At 41.2% G+C, this 15,116-nt stretch carries 18 protein-coding genes; 16 read left to right on the top strand and 2 right to left on the bottom strand.

From position 1 onward, the window contains the following. Positions 1-86 precede the first annotated feature (86 nt). The 3 genes from DFR58_RS14100 to DFR58_RS14090 all read left to right on the top strand — a co-directional run bounded on the left by DFR58_RS14100 (position 87) and on the right by DFR58_RS14090 (position 2,328). Positions 87-692: a hypothetical protein gene (locus tag DFR58_RS14100; RefSeq protein WP_114298491.1), complete on the top strand. Its 606-nt coding sequence runs from the start codon at positions 87-89 to the stop codon at positions 690-692. 189 nt (positions 693-881) lie between these two features. Further along, positions 882-1,490 (top strand): hypothetical protein, encoded by a 609-nt coding sequence (locus DFR58_RS14095; RefSeq protein ID WP_114298490.1) that lies wholly within the window; start codon positions 882-884, stop codon positions 1,488-1,490. A 232-nt stretch (positions 1,491-1,722) separates the two neighbouring features. Then, on the top strand, positions 1,723-2,328 hold the full coding sequence (locus DFR58_RS14090; protein ID WP_114298489.1) for a hypothetical protein: 606 nt from the start codon (positions 1,723-1,725) through the stop codon (positions 2,326-2,328). 142 nt (positions 2,329-2,470) lie between these two features. Here the strand turns inward: DFR58_RS14090 and DFR58_RS14085 are convergent, their stop codons facing one another. After that, positions 2,471-2,803 carry a hypothetical protein gene (locus DFR58_RS14085; RefSeq protein ID WP_114298488.1) on the bottom strand — a complete coding sequence of 111 codons (333 nt, stop codon included), beginning with the start codon at positions 2,801-2,803 and terminating at the stop codon, positions 2,471-2,473. Between the two features lie 258 nt (positions 2,804-3,061). On the opposite strand from DFR58_RS14085, the gene DFR58_RS14080 reads away from it, so the two are divergent. The 13 genes from DFR58_RS14080 to recO all read left to right on the top strand — a co-directional run bounded on the left by DFR58_RS14080 (position 3,062) and on the right by recO (position 14,100). Next, a complete protein-coding gene (locus DFR58_RS14080) occupies positions 3,062-3,790 on the top strand; it encodes a DUF881 domain-containing protein (RefSeq protein ID WP_114298487.1) in 729 nt (242 codons plus the stop codon). Next, positions 3,787-4,485, top strand: coding sequence for a DUF881 domain-containing protein (locus DFR58_RS14075; RefSeq protein WP_114298486.1), 699 nt, complete (start codon positions 3,787-3,789; stop codon positions 4,483-4,485). Before DFR58_RS14080 ends, DFR58_RS14075 begins: the two co-directional genes overlap by 4 nt. A 141-nt stretch (positions 4,486-4,626) precedes the next feature. Continuing rightward, positions 4,627-5,559: a delta-lactam-biosynthetic de-N-acetylase gene (gene pdaA / locus DFR58_RS14070; protein ID WP_423230837.1), complete on the top strand. Its 933-nt coding sequence runs from the start codon at positions 4,627-4,629 to the stop codon at positions 5,557-5,559. Between the two features lie 19 nt (positions 5,560-5,578). Further along, the gene (yqfC, locus tag DFR58_RS14065; protein WP_114298485.1) at positions 5,579-5,899 is read left to right on the top strand and encodes a sporulation protein YqfC; all 321 of its coding nucleotides are present in this window, start codon (positions 5,579-5,581) and stop codon (positions 5,897-5,899) included. 18 nt (positions 5,900-5,917) lie between these two features. Further along, positions 5,918-7,114 (top strand): sporulation protein YqfD, encoded by a 1,197-nt coding sequence (yqfD, locus tag DFR58_RS14060; protein WP_114298484.1) that lies wholly within the window; start codon positions 5,918-5,920, stop codon positions 7,112-7,114. Positions 7,115-7,183: 69 nt separating this feature from the next. After that, positions 7,184-8,110, top strand: coding sequence for a PhoH family protein (locus DFR58_RS14055; protein ID WP_114298524.1), 927 nt, complete (start codon positions 7,184-7,186; stop codon positions 8,108-8,110). A gap of 41 nt (positions 8,111-8,151) precedes the next feature. Next, positions 8,152-10,413: an HD family phosphohydrolase gene (locus tag DFR58_RS14050; RefSeq protein WP_114298483.1), complete on the top strand. Its 2,262-nt coding sequence runs from the start codon at positions 8,152-8,154 to the stop codon at positions 10,411-10,413. Next, positions 10,397-10,885: an rRNA maturation RNase YbeY gene (ybeY, locus tag DFR58_RS14045; RefSeq protein ID WP_114298482.1), complete on the top strand. Its 489-nt coding sequence runs from the start codon at positions 10,397-10,399 to the stop codon at positions 10,883-10,885. Before DFR58_RS14050 ends, ybeY begins: the two co-directional genes overlap by 17 nt. 33 nt (positions 10,886-10,918) lie before the next feature. Beyond that, on the top strand, positions 10,919-11,623 hold the full coding sequence (locus DFR58_RS14040; RefSeq protein WP_242987641.1) for a diacylglycerol kinase: 705 nt from the start codon (positions 10,919-10,921) through the stop codon (positions 11,621-11,623). Between the two features lie 20 nt (positions 11,624-11,643). Next, positions 11,644-12,045 carry a cytidine deaminase gene (locus tag DFR58_RS14035; RefSeq protein ID WP_242987640.1) on the top strand — a complete coding sequence of 134 codons (402 nt, stop codon included), beginning with the start codon at positions 11,644-11,646 and terminating at the stop codon, positions 12,043-12,045. A gap of 58 nt (positions 12,046-12,103) precedes the next feature. Continuing rightward, entirely contained in the window at positions 12,104-12,994 is an 891-nt protein-coding gene (gene era / locus DFR58_RS14030) for a GTPase Era (RefSeq protein ID WP_114298481.1), read from the top strand. Between the two features lie 172 nt (positions 12,995-13,166). After that, positions 13,167-13,310, top strand: coding sequence for a YqzL family protein (locus tag DFR58_RS14025; protein WP_114298480.1), 144 nt, complete (start codon positions 13,167-13,169; stop codon positions 13,308-13,310). Positions 13,311-13,347: 37 nt separating this feature from the next. Then, positions 13,348-14,100, top strand: a complete 753-nt coding sequence (gene recO / locus DFR58_RS14020) for a DNA repair protein RecO (RefSeq protein ID WP_114298479.1) — start codon at positions 13,348-13,350, stop codon at positions 14,098-14,100. On the opposite strand, the gene DFR58_RS14015 is transcribed toward recO, so the two are convergent. Beyond that, positions 14,087-15,073 carry a hypothetical protein gene (locus DFR58_RS14015; protein ID WP_147273181.1) on the bottom strand — a complete coding sequence of 329 codons (987 nt, stop codon included), beginning with the start codon at positions 15,071-15,073 and terminating at the stop codon, positions 14,087-14,089. The genes recO and DFR58_RS14015 overlap by 14 nt on opposite strands. Positions 15,074-15,116 lie beyond the last annotated feature (43 nt).

Raw genomic sequence — 15,116 nt, 5'->3', positions numbered from 1 at the left:
TGTTTTATAATGAGCGTTACATATGAGCCATAATATGACAAATAATTTGTATGCACTGTAGTAATATTATTATGGAGGAATTGACAATGAAAAAGGTTTTATTGATTTGCGGCTGTATTGTACTGGCATTGGCGGCAGTGTTCGGAGGGATATATTTTGGTACTCCCGGCGGTAAAATAATAAGCACTAGTGCTTCTATTATAGGATTTAATTCGGTAGAGGAGTTAAACTCTAAAGCCTCACTAATAATTATAGGATCACCGGAGGAAGATTTCTTATCATGCAAACCTATTATAGAATATAATGACAGCGGCAGGTATGGGCAATTTTATACTATGAGAAAACTTAAGGTAGACAGGGTTTTAAAAGGGGACAAAAAATATGAATCTATTGAGGTCGTGGAAACTGCTGCTGCAATCAATAACGATCCTTTGAAATATCAAAAGGATATTATGACTATTGAAGATTATAGAGTAATGGAAAAAGGGAAGAAATATATTCTGTTTTTAGATAAGAATGAAGCTGGACAGAATTATATTGTTGGGGTCTATCAAGGTAAATTTAACTTGGATGGGCAGGATACAGTTGAGAAAAATGCGGTTGAAGAAAACAGACATTACAGAAACCTAAAGCGGCAGGCATTGGAAGAATATGAGGCGGACATAAGTGCTGAAGTGTCTGTAACAGAGTGATAAGACAGTGTAATGAATTAACTCACCCCCGGCCCCTCTCTTTTCAAAAGAGAGGGGGCAGGGGGGTGAGTCATACATTCTCCTGTGTCAGAAAGGTCGTAGTTATTCTATAATGAGCGTTACATATGAGCCATAATATGACAAATAATTTGTATGCACTGTAGTAAAATTATTATGGGGGAATTGACAATGAAAAAGGTTTTATTGATTTGTGGCTGCATTATACTGACAGTGGCAGCAGTGGCGGCTGGGGTAAAATATTTTGGAACTCCGGGCGGGAAAGTAATAAGTATTATGGGTTCTATCAAGGGATTTGACTCAATCGAGGAGATGGAATCTCAATCTTCATTAATAATTATAGGCTCGCCCGAGAAAGATTTTCTTTCGTGTACACCTACAATAAAATATGACGACAATGGTAGATACGAGGATTTTTTTACTTTGAGGAAAATTAAGATCGACAAGGTTTTAAAAGGTGACAAAGACTTTGAAACTATTGATGTTGTAGAAGCTGCCGCTGCCATTAATAACGACCCTTTCAAATATCAGAAAGATATTTTAACTGACGAAGGTTATACCCCTATGGAAAAAGGAAAGAAATATTTATTGTTTTTGAAAAAAAACCGTAACGAAAGAAATATTATTATGGGGGTCTACCATGGCAAATTTAATTTGGATGGGCAGGATGCTTTAGAAAAAAAGGCAGTCGAAAAAACTAGACATTACAAAAACCTAAAGCAGCAGGCATTGGAAGAATATAAGAACGAAATAAGCTCTGTAGTGCCTGTAACAGAGTGATAAGACAGTGTAATGAATTAACTCACCCCCGGCCCCTCTCTTTGCAAAAGAGGGGAGTCGATCTTTGCCTTTCTCCCCCTCTTTTGGAAAGAGAGGGGGGCAGGGGGGGTGAGTCATGCATTCTCCTGTGTCAGAAAGGTCGTAGTTATTCTATAATGAGCGTTACATATGAGCCATAATATGACAAATAATTTGTATGCACTGTAGTAATATTATTATGGAGGAATTGACAATGAAAAAGGTTTTATTGTTTTGCGGCTGTATTGTACTGGCATTGGTGGCAGTGGCGGGGGTAAAATATTTCGGCACTCCGGGCGGGAAAGTAATAAGCGTTATGGTAAATATGGTTGGAGTTGATTCCGTTGACGAGCTGACCTCGGAGGCAGAACTGATAGTCATAGGAACGCCTGAAAAAGCTCTTTCTTCGTCCAAGTCTGTCATAACGTATAAAGGATTAGGTCTATTCGATACCTTCTATACCGTGAGGAATTTTAAAATTGAAAGGGTGCTAAAAGGAAATAAAGAGCTTGATTCTGTTGAAATTACGGAGCCTGCGGCACTAATCAGAGCCCATCTCTTAAAGTTTCAAAAGGATATTTTTGCTCTTGCCGATTATACTCCCATGGAAAAAGGAATGAGATATATGTTGTTTTTAAAGGAAAACAGCGACTGGGGATATACTATTATGGGCGTTCATCAGGGCAAATTCAATTTGGACGGGCAGGATGAATTAGAAAAAAAGGCAGTCAAAAAAAACAGGTATTATCAATACCTTAAGGTAACTACACTGGAAGCATATAAAGACGAAATAAGCTCTGTAGTTTCTGCAATAGAGTGATAAAGACAGCGAAGGAGGCTTGGGGACGGATTCCTATGCTTCCGAAGCGCAGCGAAGGACCGAAGGGAAAGCAGAGGAACCGTACCCCATGCTGCCGCAGCGGAAACAGGTCCAGTCAACGGCAGAGACGGTTTGCCCACTTCTAATCCCCGAATGCCGAGTCATACGTCTCCTCTATTTCCGGCTCAAAATAAAAATCAATATACATTAGCTCCACGCCGGCAATCTGCGACGCATCCAGAGGAGAAGTGTAAAACGCCGCCCTGAATTCAAACTCAGGCTCCTTTATTCTGTCCCTCACGCTTTTATCATAAGGCAGCCCCTCCACCCTGTAAATCCCTTTTTCCGCAAGCTGCCCTATGAACCACTCCAGCTCCTCTTGATTGTCCACATCCATCCGAGGTATGGAACCATTTTTCATCTCGGCTACTATGTCCTCTATCTCACCTGTCTGGTATCTTATATCGTAAAACATGTGCATTCCTCCAAAGCATAATGCCGGAAAGCCGACATTTGAATATTGTAAAACTTTTGATGCTGCTTATATTATTATACCAACAATAGGACGGCTTTTAAACACCTGCCTTAAAAGGTTGCATTAATTTGTGGTATTAATATACATTGTGTGGTAATATTTCATAGACACTTGAAATACTGCGATTTTATAATTAAAATTAATATAGCGGCATGTTTGCCCCTTGCAACACAAAAACAGGTTTGGATTGGAGAAGCCATGTACCGTATAGATAAAAAATTTATTTTCTTTCTGGCGTTTCTGCTCCTTGGAGTATTAGTAGCAATGCAGGCAAGAAGCGTACTCAATATCAACAAGCAGAAGACCTCCGCCGAGGTAAGGCTGGAGCAGTACAGGGTTCTTCTGGAGGAGGAAAAAAAGAGAACCGAGGATTTAAAGCTGCAGATTAGTGAAAATGAGAAAAAAAAGGATGAATACTTAAAGGGCTTTGGGGATAACGCAAGACAGAATGACTATTTAAAATATATGGCAAATGAAATAGGGCGCTTAAAGCTCATATCGGGCTTAAGCAATGTAAGCGGAAGGGGTATTGTTATAAAGCTTGATGATGCTCCTGCCAGAGAAATAGATAATCCGAATTTCCTTATAATCCACGATCAGGATGTGTACTGCGTGGTTAACGAGCTCAAAAAAGCGGGGGCTCAAGCCATATCCATAAACGGAGAGAGGCTTATTGCCACAAGTGAACAGGTTTGTGCCGGGCCAAATATAAGAATTAACAAAAACAGGCATCCCGTACCCTATGAAATTAAGGCCATAGGTAATCCCGAGCTATTGATTGCGGGGGTGGAGCAAAGCCCCAAGATAAATGAAATGAGAAACTTTGACATAAAGGTTCAAATAAGCAAGTCAAACGATATTGTGATAGAAAAATACAGCTATGAGATCAGTAAATTAATTACGAGCTTGGAGGTAGCGAAGAAATGAAAGTTAAAACCTATACCAATGTGGCATTGGCCCTCGTCTGTATACTTCTGGGCACCATGCTGGCTCTTCAGTTCAAAAGCATAAATTATAACCAGAAGATTGCCAGCACAAACAACAAAAGGCTTGAGGACTTAAATGACGAGCTTATTGCACTCAGAAAAACCAACGATGGGCTTGTGAAAAGAAATGAGGAGTTAAAGGCCGAAAACATGGAGTATGAAAAGACAAGAGGAAACATAAGCGGAGAAACAGAGGCGTTAAAAAATGAGCTGGACAGGGTCAGAATAATAGCCGGGCTTGTCGATGTCAAGGGAAAGGGACTTATTATCACAATACATGCAGAGGACTCCTATGTAAGCGATACCGATATTCTCTCTGTTTTGAATGAGCTCAGGGCTTCGGATGTTCAGGCCATTTCTGTAAATGAGGAGAGAATAGTCGCTATGAGCGAGGTCAGAGTAGCCGGAAATTATATTATGATAAACCAGACACAGATGCGGGCTCCCTTTGTAATAAAAGCAATAGCAGAGCCCGAAAAGGTGGAGCATACATTAAGAATAATAGACGGAGTGGTTGAAACGCTTGAAAACTATGGCTTGAAGGTTAAAATAGAAAAGGCCGACCAGATTATCATACCCAAGGTAAGGGATGACGGCTCGGTATTTAAGACAAACCTTCTTCAGCCTGTAAAGTAAAAGCATTTGTTATTTTTTTATGGCGACAGCAATATATATATATCTATAGGTAAAAATAAGCTCCCGGAGCGGTGCACAAACGATAAGGAATACTTTGTACCTCGATCCGGGAGTTTTTATGGTTATTTGGAGGTATTTCAATTGAGAAAGAAAAAATATATATTACTATTTGTACTGCTGTGCTTTGCAGGTGCTTTTGCAGCCTGCCGCAATAATACCATACAAATGCAGCTCAGCGATCTTGGGGGTGTATACTCTCTAAGCGAGAGCGATGTGGATTTCAGTGAGGAATTAAGCGGGAGACTGTCCGGGGATGAGGGCGAAGGCGGGGCACACCGCACAGTCAGCAACGCGATAGAAATATGGCAGGATGGTGCGGCAAACAATAAGCTGCTATGCTGGGGCATAGCAAGAAAGACGGGCAACCAGATACCCGACGCAGACCCCGGTGCGCCGGAGCTGCTTTCAAAGTATGGCGGGCTATACCTTGGAGATACCGGCTCAAAAGAAATATTTCTTACTTTTGATGAAGGCTATGAAAATGGGTATACTCCTAAAATACTTGATGTATTGGATCAAAACAAGGTTAAGGCAATATTTTTTATCACTGGGCCTTATCTTAGCCAGCATCAGGATTTGGTCAGAAGAATGGTAGAGGAAGGGCACGAGGTGGGAAATCATACAATACACCACCCCAGCCTTCCGGGCCTTAGCGACGAACAGGTTGAAGAGGAGCTTGTGGGCTTGGACAGGGCCTTTCATGAGAAGTTCGGAAAGCATATGAGATTCTTAAGGCCGCCTAAGGGAGAGTATAGCGAAAGGACATTGCATATATCCCAAAAGCTGGGGTATTGCAACGTGTTCTGGAGCTTTGCATACGATGACTGGCACAGAGATAAGGTAAGAGGAGCGGACTATGCACACAGCATTGTTATGAAAAATCTTCATAACGGTGCAATATTGCTTTTACATGCGGTATCAAAGGACAATGCCGATGCCCTTGATATGATAATTAAGGACGCGCGCCAAAACGGATATGAGATAGGCGACCCCGAAAGCCTGATTAAGAATTGAAAATATAAGGGGGATTACCATGCCTCGTGAAGGGCCGGACAGAGCTAAAAAGAGGAAAGACAAGGAAAGCCGCAGAATTAATATTAAGGAAAAAATGACGGAAATTCTCGAGCTGCCCAAGGAAGTTGTGCTGAATGTGCCCAGGCTTACCATGCTTGGAAACAAAAATTTGGTTATAGAAAATTATAAAGGAATAATTGAATATGAAACTGTCAGAATAAGAATAAACACAGGCACCGGAATTATAAAAATAACAGGAGAGCTGCTGACGATTAAGGAAATAACCTCAGAGGACATAATGGTTGAGGGCAGGATAAAAGGACTTGAGTTTTTAGAGTAATTTTCCGGGGGAGTTTAAATGTTGCTTTTGAGATTATGGAATTATATGCGGGGATATGTTATTATAGTAGTTGAGGGATATTTTTTAGAAAAATTTATAAATATATGTATACACAGGCAGGTTTTCCTATGGGGCATTAAACGGCAGAAGAACTGTACGATGACGCTTAATGTCAGTATAAGAGGCTTTAAAATGCTGAGGCCCATAGCAAAAAAAACAGGCTGCCGAATGGAGATAGTTGAGAAAAGGGGGCTGCCCTTTATTCTTAACAGGTATAAGCGCAGGAAGACCTTTATTGCGGGTGCTTTTGCCTTTGTTATTTTATTTTATATATTTACATCATTTATTTGGGCTATAGAAGTGACGGGAAATGAAAAAATAGATACCGAGGTGCTGATAGATAAGCTTGCACAGTACGGGGTAAAGCAGGGTGGGCTTAAGTACAGCATAGACACGGGGGATGTTGTAAGCAGCCTCATGATTGATGTAAAGGAGCTGGCGTGGGTAGGAGTGTCAATAAAGGGCACCAAGGTAAAGGTGAGCGTTGTTGAAAGAGTCGCGCCCCCCGAGCTTATTCCCGCGGCGGAGCCCTGCAATATAATTGCATACAGGGATGCCGTTATAAAATCGGTTTATGCAAAAATAGGACAGCAGGAGGTTAGGGCGGGGGATACTGTTAAACGCAGGCAGGTGCTTATTTCAGGAAGCATTACAAGCGAAAACAAGGAAGTAGGAGCAAAGCTGGTTCATGCGTCGGGAGAGGTTTTTGCCACCACCTGGTATGAAGGCTCGGCTGAGGTAAGAGACGTGATTGAAGAAAAGGTGAGCACAGGGGAAAAAATGAGCAATTATACGCTTGTGCTTTTTTCAAAGGAAATTAAGCTGTTCCCCAAAGCTGTTCCATATAACGAATATGAAAAGGAGGAAACAAAAAAAAGATTTTCGGTTGGAGAGGATATGGTATTTCCTATCGGTATCACTGTGGATACGTATAATGAGAATAAGCTTGTCAAAAAAAACATAGGGCTTGAGGAGGCTCAGAAGGCCGCAGAGGATGAAGCATATAACAAGGCCGCGGAGGATATTCCGGAGGAGGCGGAGATAATAAAAAGGGATGTAGAGGTTATAGAAAAGGAAGACGGAGACATGGAGGTCAATGTAATAATAGAGTGCATCGAGGACATAGGAATTGAACAAAAGATGGGAGGAAGCTGATTGGCCAATAACTTGGAGCAAGGCGGCAATGCAGAAAAAACTGTTGAGCTTGACAAAATTGAACAGGCAATGAACCTGTTCGGGAATTTTGATGAAAATATGCGTGTTATTGAAGAAGGACTTGGCGTAAAGGTGATTTCAAGAGACAATATCATGAGAATAGTGGGAAGCTCCGAGGCGGTGGAGAAGGCGCGCATGGTAATCAAGAGGCTTGCCGACATTGCCGGCAGGGGGGATACAATAACAAAGCAAAATGTAAGCTACCTCCTCCGTCTGGCGGATGAGGGGCAGCTTGAAAAGGCGGATTCTTACCTTGGCGAGTACATTTGCCTTACGGCTAAGGGAAAGCAGATAAAGTATAAAACACATGGGCAAAAGATCTATGTGGATGCAATAAAGCAAAACGATATTGTATTTGGAATAGGCCCTGCGGGTACGGGTAAGACCTTTCTTGCGGTGGCAATGGCTGTTACGGCATTTAAAAACAAAGATGTTGACAGGATAATTTTAACCCGTCCTGCCGTAGAGGCGGGAGAAAAGCTTGGGTTTCTTCCGGGAGATTTGCAAAACAAGGTTGATCCGTATCTTCGCCCATTATATGACTCATTATATGAAATAATGGGTGCCGAAAGCTATCAGAAGTATCTTGAGAAGGGTATGATTGAGGTTGCGCCTCTTGCATATATGAGAGGGAGAACTCTTGACGATTCATTCATTATTCTGGATGAGGCGCAGAACACTACCCCCGAGCAAATGAAAATGTTTCTGACGCGGATAGGCTTTGGCTCAAAGGCGGTAATTACGGGAGATATTACGCAGGTAGACCTTCCGGGGGATAAAAAATCTGGGCTTAAGGAGGTGCAGGAAATTCTGAAGGGGATAAAGGGGATGGAGTTTATATACCTTTCGGATAAAGATGTGGTGAGACATGAGCTGGTTCAAAGAATAATACTGGCATATCAGTCCTTTGACAATAAAAATAAGCAAGCAAAATAAATTCCTGTGGTTTTGCCGCTATTTTAACAGGAGGGAAGTTAATGTTCTCTTTAAAACAGAAGGATCAAAATATCCTGAAGAATATAAAAAGTCACTTTAAAGACAGAAAATTCCAGAGGATTGTATTGGGGATACTTACTATCATTTTTGCTTTTATTATAATAGAAAGCGGTGCGGCTCCCCAAAAATATAAGCTTACTTTAGGAGAGTCGTCAAAATATAATATTTTATCCAACAGGGATGTAGAGGATAAGAATAAGACAAAGCAGAATGCACAAAAGGCAGCGGATGCTGTCCCTGCCTCAATGACAGAGATAAAGGGAGCTGCCATTGAGGTGAGGAACGAGGCCGGAAGGTTTATAAAAATTGTTGAGGAATCCAGAGCGGGTATTGAGGAGAGCCTTCAGAATCAGGGGATAACAAGAAGCTCAAGAAATTACGGCAGACAGCTTGAGGCTGAGAGAAATGTGGCCTCTGTGGGTTTAGAGGCCAAGCTGAAGGATTTTGGGCTAAACCTTGCCCGTGAGCAGGTAATGACTCTTATAAAGGCTGAAAAGGATGAGATTAACAGCTTTAAGGATATTACCGAGTATATTGTATCGGGTGCAATAACAAAGGACATCACTGCCGATAACCTTGCACAGCAAATAATTGATGCTCAGAATAATTTTGAGGCAACAGAGCTGCGGCAGGAATTTAAAAATATAGGCAACGCGCTTATAAGAAAAATACTAAAGCCCAATAAGGCTATAGACTATACCCTGACAGAAGAGCTCAGAAATGAAGCTTACAACGATGTAATCAACAATAAAAAGATAATGATAAAAAAGGACGAAAGAATACTGGCAATAAACGAAACCGTTACCAAGGAAAAATATGAGCTGCTAAAAGAGCTTAACCTGCTTGAGGAAAGCAGCTTTGACTTTGCTCTTGCAGGCGGTATCCTCATAGTGCTGCTTATGCTGTCTCTTTTGCTGGTGCTGTATATGAACCATTTTTGCAGGAAGCATTTGAGCAGTAAAAATGACATGCTGCTGCTGTACGTTGTTATTATTCTTATACTTGTTATTTCAAGAGGGACCTATGGCTTTGCAAAGGATGTTTACCAGCACTCGGGACTTTTAATTCCCATGCTTATGGCAGGTATGCTTATTTCTATTTTGCTGGATTTAAAGCTGGCCATAATAGTGAATTTTGTTTTGACAATAGCTGTTTCGCTTATGATAAAGGGAGATATGAGCTTTATTTACATAAACCTGATAAGCGGAACCTTTTCTACCTTTATTGTATCTAAAGCAAATCAAAGGAACCAGCTTTTTATGTCAGGTGTAAAAATAGCCTTTCTCAATGTGCTTATAATTGTATCGCTTGGAATAATAGACAAGCATACCTATCAGGATATTGTCACTGATTCCATAGTGGTATTTATTAACGGTCTTTTATCAATTATACTTACTATAGGGACAATGCCTTTTTGGGAGAGTATTTTTAATGTTATAACGCCGTTGAGGCTTCTTGAGCTTGCCAACCCTAACCAGCCTCTTATAAAGAGATTGCTGATGGAGGCTCCGGGAACCTATCATCACAGCCTCATGGTAGGAAACATGGCGGAGGTGGCTACGGAGGCGATAGGAGGGAATGCCCTGCTGGCAAGAGTCGGAGCATATTTTCATGATGTAGGCAAGCTTAAAAGACCTAATTTTTTCAAGGAGAACCAGCTTTCCGACAATCCTCATGACAGGATGACAGCTAATTTAAGCACTCTGGTTATAACAGCCCATACCGGTGACGGAGTTGAAATAGCAAAAAAACACAAGATACCGCTGATAGTAAGAGACATTATCAGCCAGCACCATGGCACGACTCTGGTCGCATATTTTTACCATAAGGCAAAAAAGGGTGAGAAGGGCGAGGAGGTAAAGCCGGAAAATTTCAGGTATGAGGGCCCCAAGCCATGCACAAAGGAGGCTGCTGTGGTTATGCTTGCCGATTCTGTTGAGGCTGCCGTCAGATCGATGGTTGACAAAACTGAAGGTAAAATAGAGGGCCTCGTAAGAAAAATCATTAAGGACAAGCTGGACGACGGTCAGCTTGATCAATGTGATCTCACATTAAAGGATCTTGATGACACTGCGAGAAGCTTTATGAAGGTATTGAGCGGCCTTTTCCATGAAAGAGAGGAATATCCCGAAATAAAAACAAAGGCCGGCAGCCTTGAAAATGCAAAAGCGCAAGAGATAGCCGAAAGTGAAAATAAATTTGTTTCTGAGGGTGTGAAGATTAGCAATGACAGTATTAGTTGAAAACATTCAGGATAAAATTGAAATCAATGAGCATATCCATTCCATTATAGAGAGGGCAGTGGAGCTTTGCCTTGAATCGGAGGCCTTTGATTTGCCTTCCGAAACAAGTATTGTGCTTATGGATGACCATGCCATACAGGATATAAACAGGGAGCAGAGGAATGTGAATAAGCCCACTGATGTCCTCTCCTTTCCCATGCTTCACATGCACAATGGCAAGGCGCTTGAAAACGGATTTGACACCGATCCCGACACTAACCTTATTCTTTTGGGGGATATAGTGATTTCTATGGAGACTGCCGCACGGCAGGCGGAGGAATACGGACATTCCTTTGAAAGGGAGCTGGCCTTTTTGACAACTCACGGTATGCTCCATCTTTTAGGCTATGACCATGAGTCGGGGGAAGAGGAAGTAATGTTTCAAAGGCAGGAGGCTGTGCTTGCCAGGATGGGTCTTGACAGGCGCAAATAAAACAAATATTGCTTTTAATGAAGAAGTGTATTGATGATGAAAAATAAAAATTTAATAGACAGCTTTAACAATGCCATAAGCGGCATAATGTATGCCGTAAGAAAAGAGAGAAATATCAAAATACATATAATTGCGGCAGCTTCCGTGCTTTTGCTCAGCCTGTTTTTTAAGCTTACGAGGGTGGAGTTTCTCATAGTATGCCTGACCATAGGCATGGTAATGATTTGTGAGCTTTTTAACACGGCGGTTGAGGCTATAGTGGATATAATAGTAGACGTGTATCATCCCAAAGCAAAGGTAATAAAGGATGTAGCGGCAGGGGCGGTGCTTGTTGCCGCATTTATATCCCTTGTCGTGGCATATTTCATTTTTTTTGACAGGGTCAGCAACGATGTGGAGATTGCTTTAAAAAGATTAGCAGGCTCGCATATGCATATAACGGCAATAGCTCTGGTAATAACTATAATGCTGGTTTTAATTTTAAAGGCGTTAATGGGGAAGGGAAGCCCTTTAAGAGGGGGAATGCCGAGCGGGCACTCTGCCCTTGCGTTTTCCATAGCCACTGCCGTTTCGCTCCTTACTATGAATGCCAGGGTGAGCATTCTTTGCCTCCTTCTGGCTCTTATGGTTGTGCAAAGCAGGCTGGAGGCAAAGATACACAGCCTCGTTGAGGTTTCGGCGGGAAGTGTTATAGGGGTGCTTATAACGCTGCTCCTATTTCAGGTATTTTATTTTTAAGATTATAGAGGGTGATTTATATGGATAGTAACACCATTGATTATGAGGCTTTGCTGAAGCACGCGTTCCGTGCAAAGGAGTATGCGTATGCCCCGTATTCGGGCTTTAAGGTTGGAGCCGCCCTGATAACAGCCGGGGGAAGGGTTTATACCGGAGCTAATATAGAGAATGCTTCCTATGGAGCGACCTGCTGTGCCGAGAGGACGGCGGTATTTAGCGCTGTTTCCTGCGGAGACAGGAAAATTGCCGCTATTGCGATAGCAAGCGACAGTGAAAATACGATATTTCCGTGCGGCATATGCAGGCAGGTGCTGACGGAGTTCGGAGATGGAGAAATGGATATAGTATGCGGCAAAAGAAATGGGGAATATACCGTATATAAGCTTCATGAGCTTATTCCGCAGGCATTTGAGCTGACCTGAGGAGCCATAAGCCGGTTCCCCGCATAACTCACATATGAATTGGAGGTTTTTATATTTTATGTTTAAGTCAGGTTTTGTAAGCATAGTAGGCAGGCCGAATGTAGGAAAGTCCACGCTTCTTAATAAGCTTGCCGGAGAGAAAATTGCTATTATTTCAAACAAGCCTCAGACAACCAGAAACGCAATTAAAACAGTGGTTACCGATGAAAGCTCTCAAATGATATTTATAGACACTCCCGGTATTCATAAGCCCAAAAACAAGCTTGGGGAATATATGGTGGATGTGGCTCAGGGCACGTTAAATGAGGTCGATGTGGTGCTTTTCCTTGTCGAGGCTTCGGACGGATCTCCGGGGGCGGGAGATATTTATATAATGGACAGGCTTAAAGACGTAAAGACACCCGTCTTTCTTATAGTCAACAAGATCGATCTGGTGAAACGGGAGCAGCTTCTTAAGGTTATGGACAATTACTCCAAGCAAATGGAGTTTAAAGCAATAGTCCCTGTGTCCGCTCTGAACAATGAGGGAGTGGAAATTCTGCTTAATGAAATAAAAAAAATAATGCCTGAGGGCCCGCAGTATTTCCCTGAGGACATGTTGACCGATCAGCCCGAAAAGGTAATTATAGCTGAGATGATAAGAGAAAAAATACTCAGGCTTTTGAAGGATGAGGTACCTCATGGAATCGGGGTAGAGGTAATATCCTTTAAGGAACGGACGGGAAGGGACATCATAGACATACAGGCAAATATTTATTGTGAGAGGGAGACTCATAAGGGAATTATTATAGGCAAGGAGGGGAAAATGCTGAAAAAAATAGGGACTCTGTCAAGGGTGGACGGGGAAAAGCTTTTAGGCTCTAAGATTTTTATGGAGCTGTGGGTAAAGGTAAAGCCTGATTGGAGAAACAGCAGCTCCATGCTTAAGTCTTTAGGATATGAAAAATAGTTTTTAAAGGCTTATCCCTTAAGCTTAGTATTTATTTTAATGATAAAATTTCAAGTATACAAAAAATTTTTTTGAGAAATCTAATGTTACAGGCAAATAAAAAATAACTGCAATAAAAACTTTTCTCTGCACACTTGAAAAACATTTAAGATAAATAAGGGGGAGTAACTGCATGCTGAAAGAATTTTTATGGGATGCCTTTCAAAATACGGGTAATGTTGACGCTTACATTTTTTTAAAGGAAATTGAGGGAAAGAACAGGCCTATGAAGGAGGTTTCAACTGCAGGAGAAGAAGCCGCAACGGTAAAAGCATGAATTTGTTTATACATTTTATTATTTAAGGGAATAAGTGATGGGGTATATAAAAACAAAGGGGATTATAATAAAAGAAATAAATACAGGTGAGGCCGACAAGATTCTTACAATATTCTCAAGAAATTACGGGAAAATTTCCGGAAGTGCCAAGGGAGCCAGAAGACCGAAAAACAAGCTTGCGGCAGCTACTCAAATGCTTTGCTACAGCGATTTTGTGCTGTTTAAGGGCAGGGACATGTACAGCATAAATAGCTGTGACATAATAGAGCCCTTTTATGAAATCAGAAATGATGTTGTAAAGCTGACCTATTGTGCGCACTTTGTTGATATAATAAATGATGCCATACAGGAGGGCCAGCCTGCTCCCAAAGCACTTCAGCTTTTTTTAAACTCGCTTCACCTGCTTGCAAAGACGGAGAAGCCGCCCGAGCTTATAGCAAGAATTTTTGAAATGCGGCTGCTTTCAATTTTAGGCTATGCTCCATACCTCAAATGCTGCATTGAGTGCGGAAATGCCGACTTGAGCCGGGAGGTATTCTTCAGCTTTAAGCAGTGCGGAGTATTATGTCAGGATTGCGGCCGCAAGGAGCAGTCGTCAATTAATATTTCCCAAGGAACCCTAAGGGCACTTAGGCATATAGCGCATTGCGGCTTCAACGAGCTGTTCTGCTTTGATTTAGCTCCTCCGCTGATCAATGAAATGGGAAGGATATGCAAAAGGTATCTTAGGGAAAGACTTGAGAGGGAGTATACCAAGCTGGACTTTTTAAAAAGCCTTAATATGCCCTGAGCTCTTCAAGCAGCCGGGGCAGAATAACCATTTCATTTTCATAAATCTGCTCTATTTGTGCCGCTATTTTATTTAAAATATTTACGTTGCCCTTAATTTCCAATTTTAACAGCATGTTTCTGCATTTAAAAGCATCCCTCTGCATGTTGTCATAGGCATTGAGAAAAACCTCCCCCTTTTTCAGGAAGCTGTTTTCGCACATATAATTTATTCTGTCAGCCATACATTTTTTATGTTCATAAAATATTTGCAATGAACGCACATCATACTCTGAAAAGTTTTCATTACATATTTCTTTTATGTAATCAATAAGAAAACGGTATGTATTTATGCCAAATATTTTATTTTGAGGAGGATTGTTAAACATCCTAAGTCTTTCATAAGTATTCTTGGAATACAAATAGTCCTCAATTTGCTGTATAACCCATTGGATATCAAAATCATATGCATATACCTCTCGCTTTTTTAAAAAATTAATGCTCTGGCTGGGAGGGGCACTCATAAAAGCCTTTAAAAAATCTGAAAAAGCAATAAGGGACTCACTCAGGACACCTTCGTTATTATATCTGAGAACGTTAAAAAAACCCGTTGCATCATCATAGCCATAGATGAGGACATCATGAATAAAATTCTCCTTATTGTAAGCCTTGCTGTCAGGAATATAAAACTCATTTATTTGGGTTTCTACATACTTCTTTGAATCTATAGAGGCGGTAATCAGCCTTATAAAATCTACATTTATTGCCTCAAGAGTATCCTTTGAAATCATTTCATGATAAAACCAGGGATTTTTGTTATACCATAGATAGAAAAAATTGAACTGTGAGTATAAGCTCATGTCAATCTCAAGCTGTATATAATTACTATAGAACCATGGCTTGCAGCATTCATGCTGCAGAAGTATGGCTAGAGGGTATATGTGATGCTGATAGCATAGGATTGGAGAAGCGATCAGGTCTAATTTTTGCTTCAAATTAAGGTCATCTCCTTCTAAAAATAAAATCCTGCATAAGATA

Source organism: Anaerobacterium chartisolvens (genome assembly GCF_003337415.1).
Classification (GTDB): Bacteria; Bacillota; Clostridia; order Acetivibrionales; family DSM-27016; genus Anaerobacterium; species Anaerobacterium chartisolvens.
The sequence above is the reverse complement of the archived record's forward strand: the minus strand, read 5'-3'. Positions and strand labels throughout refer to the sequence as shown.

Bases quoted from the DNA above. Each gene is read 5' to 3' on its own strand.
- DFR58_RS14100 (WP_114298491.1), top strand. From the start codon at position 87: ATGAAAAAGGTTTTATTGATTTGCGGCTGTATTGTACTGGCATTGGCG.
- DFR58_RS14095 (WP_114298490.1), top strand. From the start codon at position 882: ATGAAAAAGGTTTTATTGATTTGTGGCTGCATTATACTGACAGTGGCA.
- DFR58_RS14090 (WP_114298489.1), top strand. From the start codon at position 1,723: ATGAAAAAGGTTTTATTGTTTTGCGGCTGTATTGTACTGGCATTGGTG.
- DFR58_RS14085 (WP_114298488.1), bottom strand. From the start codon at position 2,803: ATGTTTTACGATATAAGATACCAGACAGGTGAGATAGAGGACATAGTA.
- DFR58_RS14080 (WP_114298487.1), top strand. From the start codon at position 3,062: ATGTACCGTATAGATAAAAAATTTATTTTCTTTCTGGCGTTTCTGCTC.
- DFR58_RS14075 (WP_114298486.1), top strand. From the start codon at position 3,787: ATGAAAGTTAAAACCTATACCAATGTGGCATTGGCCCTCGTCTGTATA.
- yqfC (WP_114298485.1), top strand. From the start codon at position 5,579: ATGCCTCGTGAAGGGCCGGACAGAGCTAAAAAGAGGAAAGACAAGGAA.
- yqfD (WP_114298484.1), top strand. From the start codon at position 5,918: ATGTTGCTTTTGAGATTATGGAATTATATGCGGGGATATGTTATTATA.
- DFR58_RS14055 (WP_114298524.1), top strand. From the start codon at position 7,184: ATGAACCTGTTCGGGAATTTTGATGAAAATATGCGTGTTATTGAAGAA.
- DFR58_RS14050 (WP_114298483.1), top strand. From the start codon at position 8,152: ATGTTCTCTTTAAAACAGAAGGATCAAAATATCCTGAAGAATATAAAA.
- ybeY (WP_114298482.1), top strand. From the start codon at position 10,397: ATGACAGTATTAGTTGAAAACATTCAGGATAAAATTGAAATCAATGAG.
- DFR58_RS14040 (WP_242987641.1), top strand. From the start codon at position 10,919: ATGATGAAAAATAAAAATTTAATAGACAGCTTTAACAATGCCATAAGC.
- DFR58_RS14035 (WP_242987640.1), top strand. From the start codon at position 11,644: ATGGATAGTAACACCATTGATTATGAGGCTTTGCTGAAGCACGCGTTC.
- era (WP_114298481.1), top strand. From the start codon at position 12,104: ATGTTTAAGTCAGGTTTTGTAAGCATAGTAGGCAGGCCGAATGTAGGA.
- DFR58_RS14025 (WP_114298480.1), top strand. From the start codon at position 13,167: ATGCTGAAAGAATTTTTATGGGATGCCTTTCAAAATACGGGTAATGTT.
- recO (WP_114298479.1), top strand. From the start codon at position 13,348: ATGGGGTATATAAAAACAAAGGGGATTATAATAAAAGAAATAAATACA.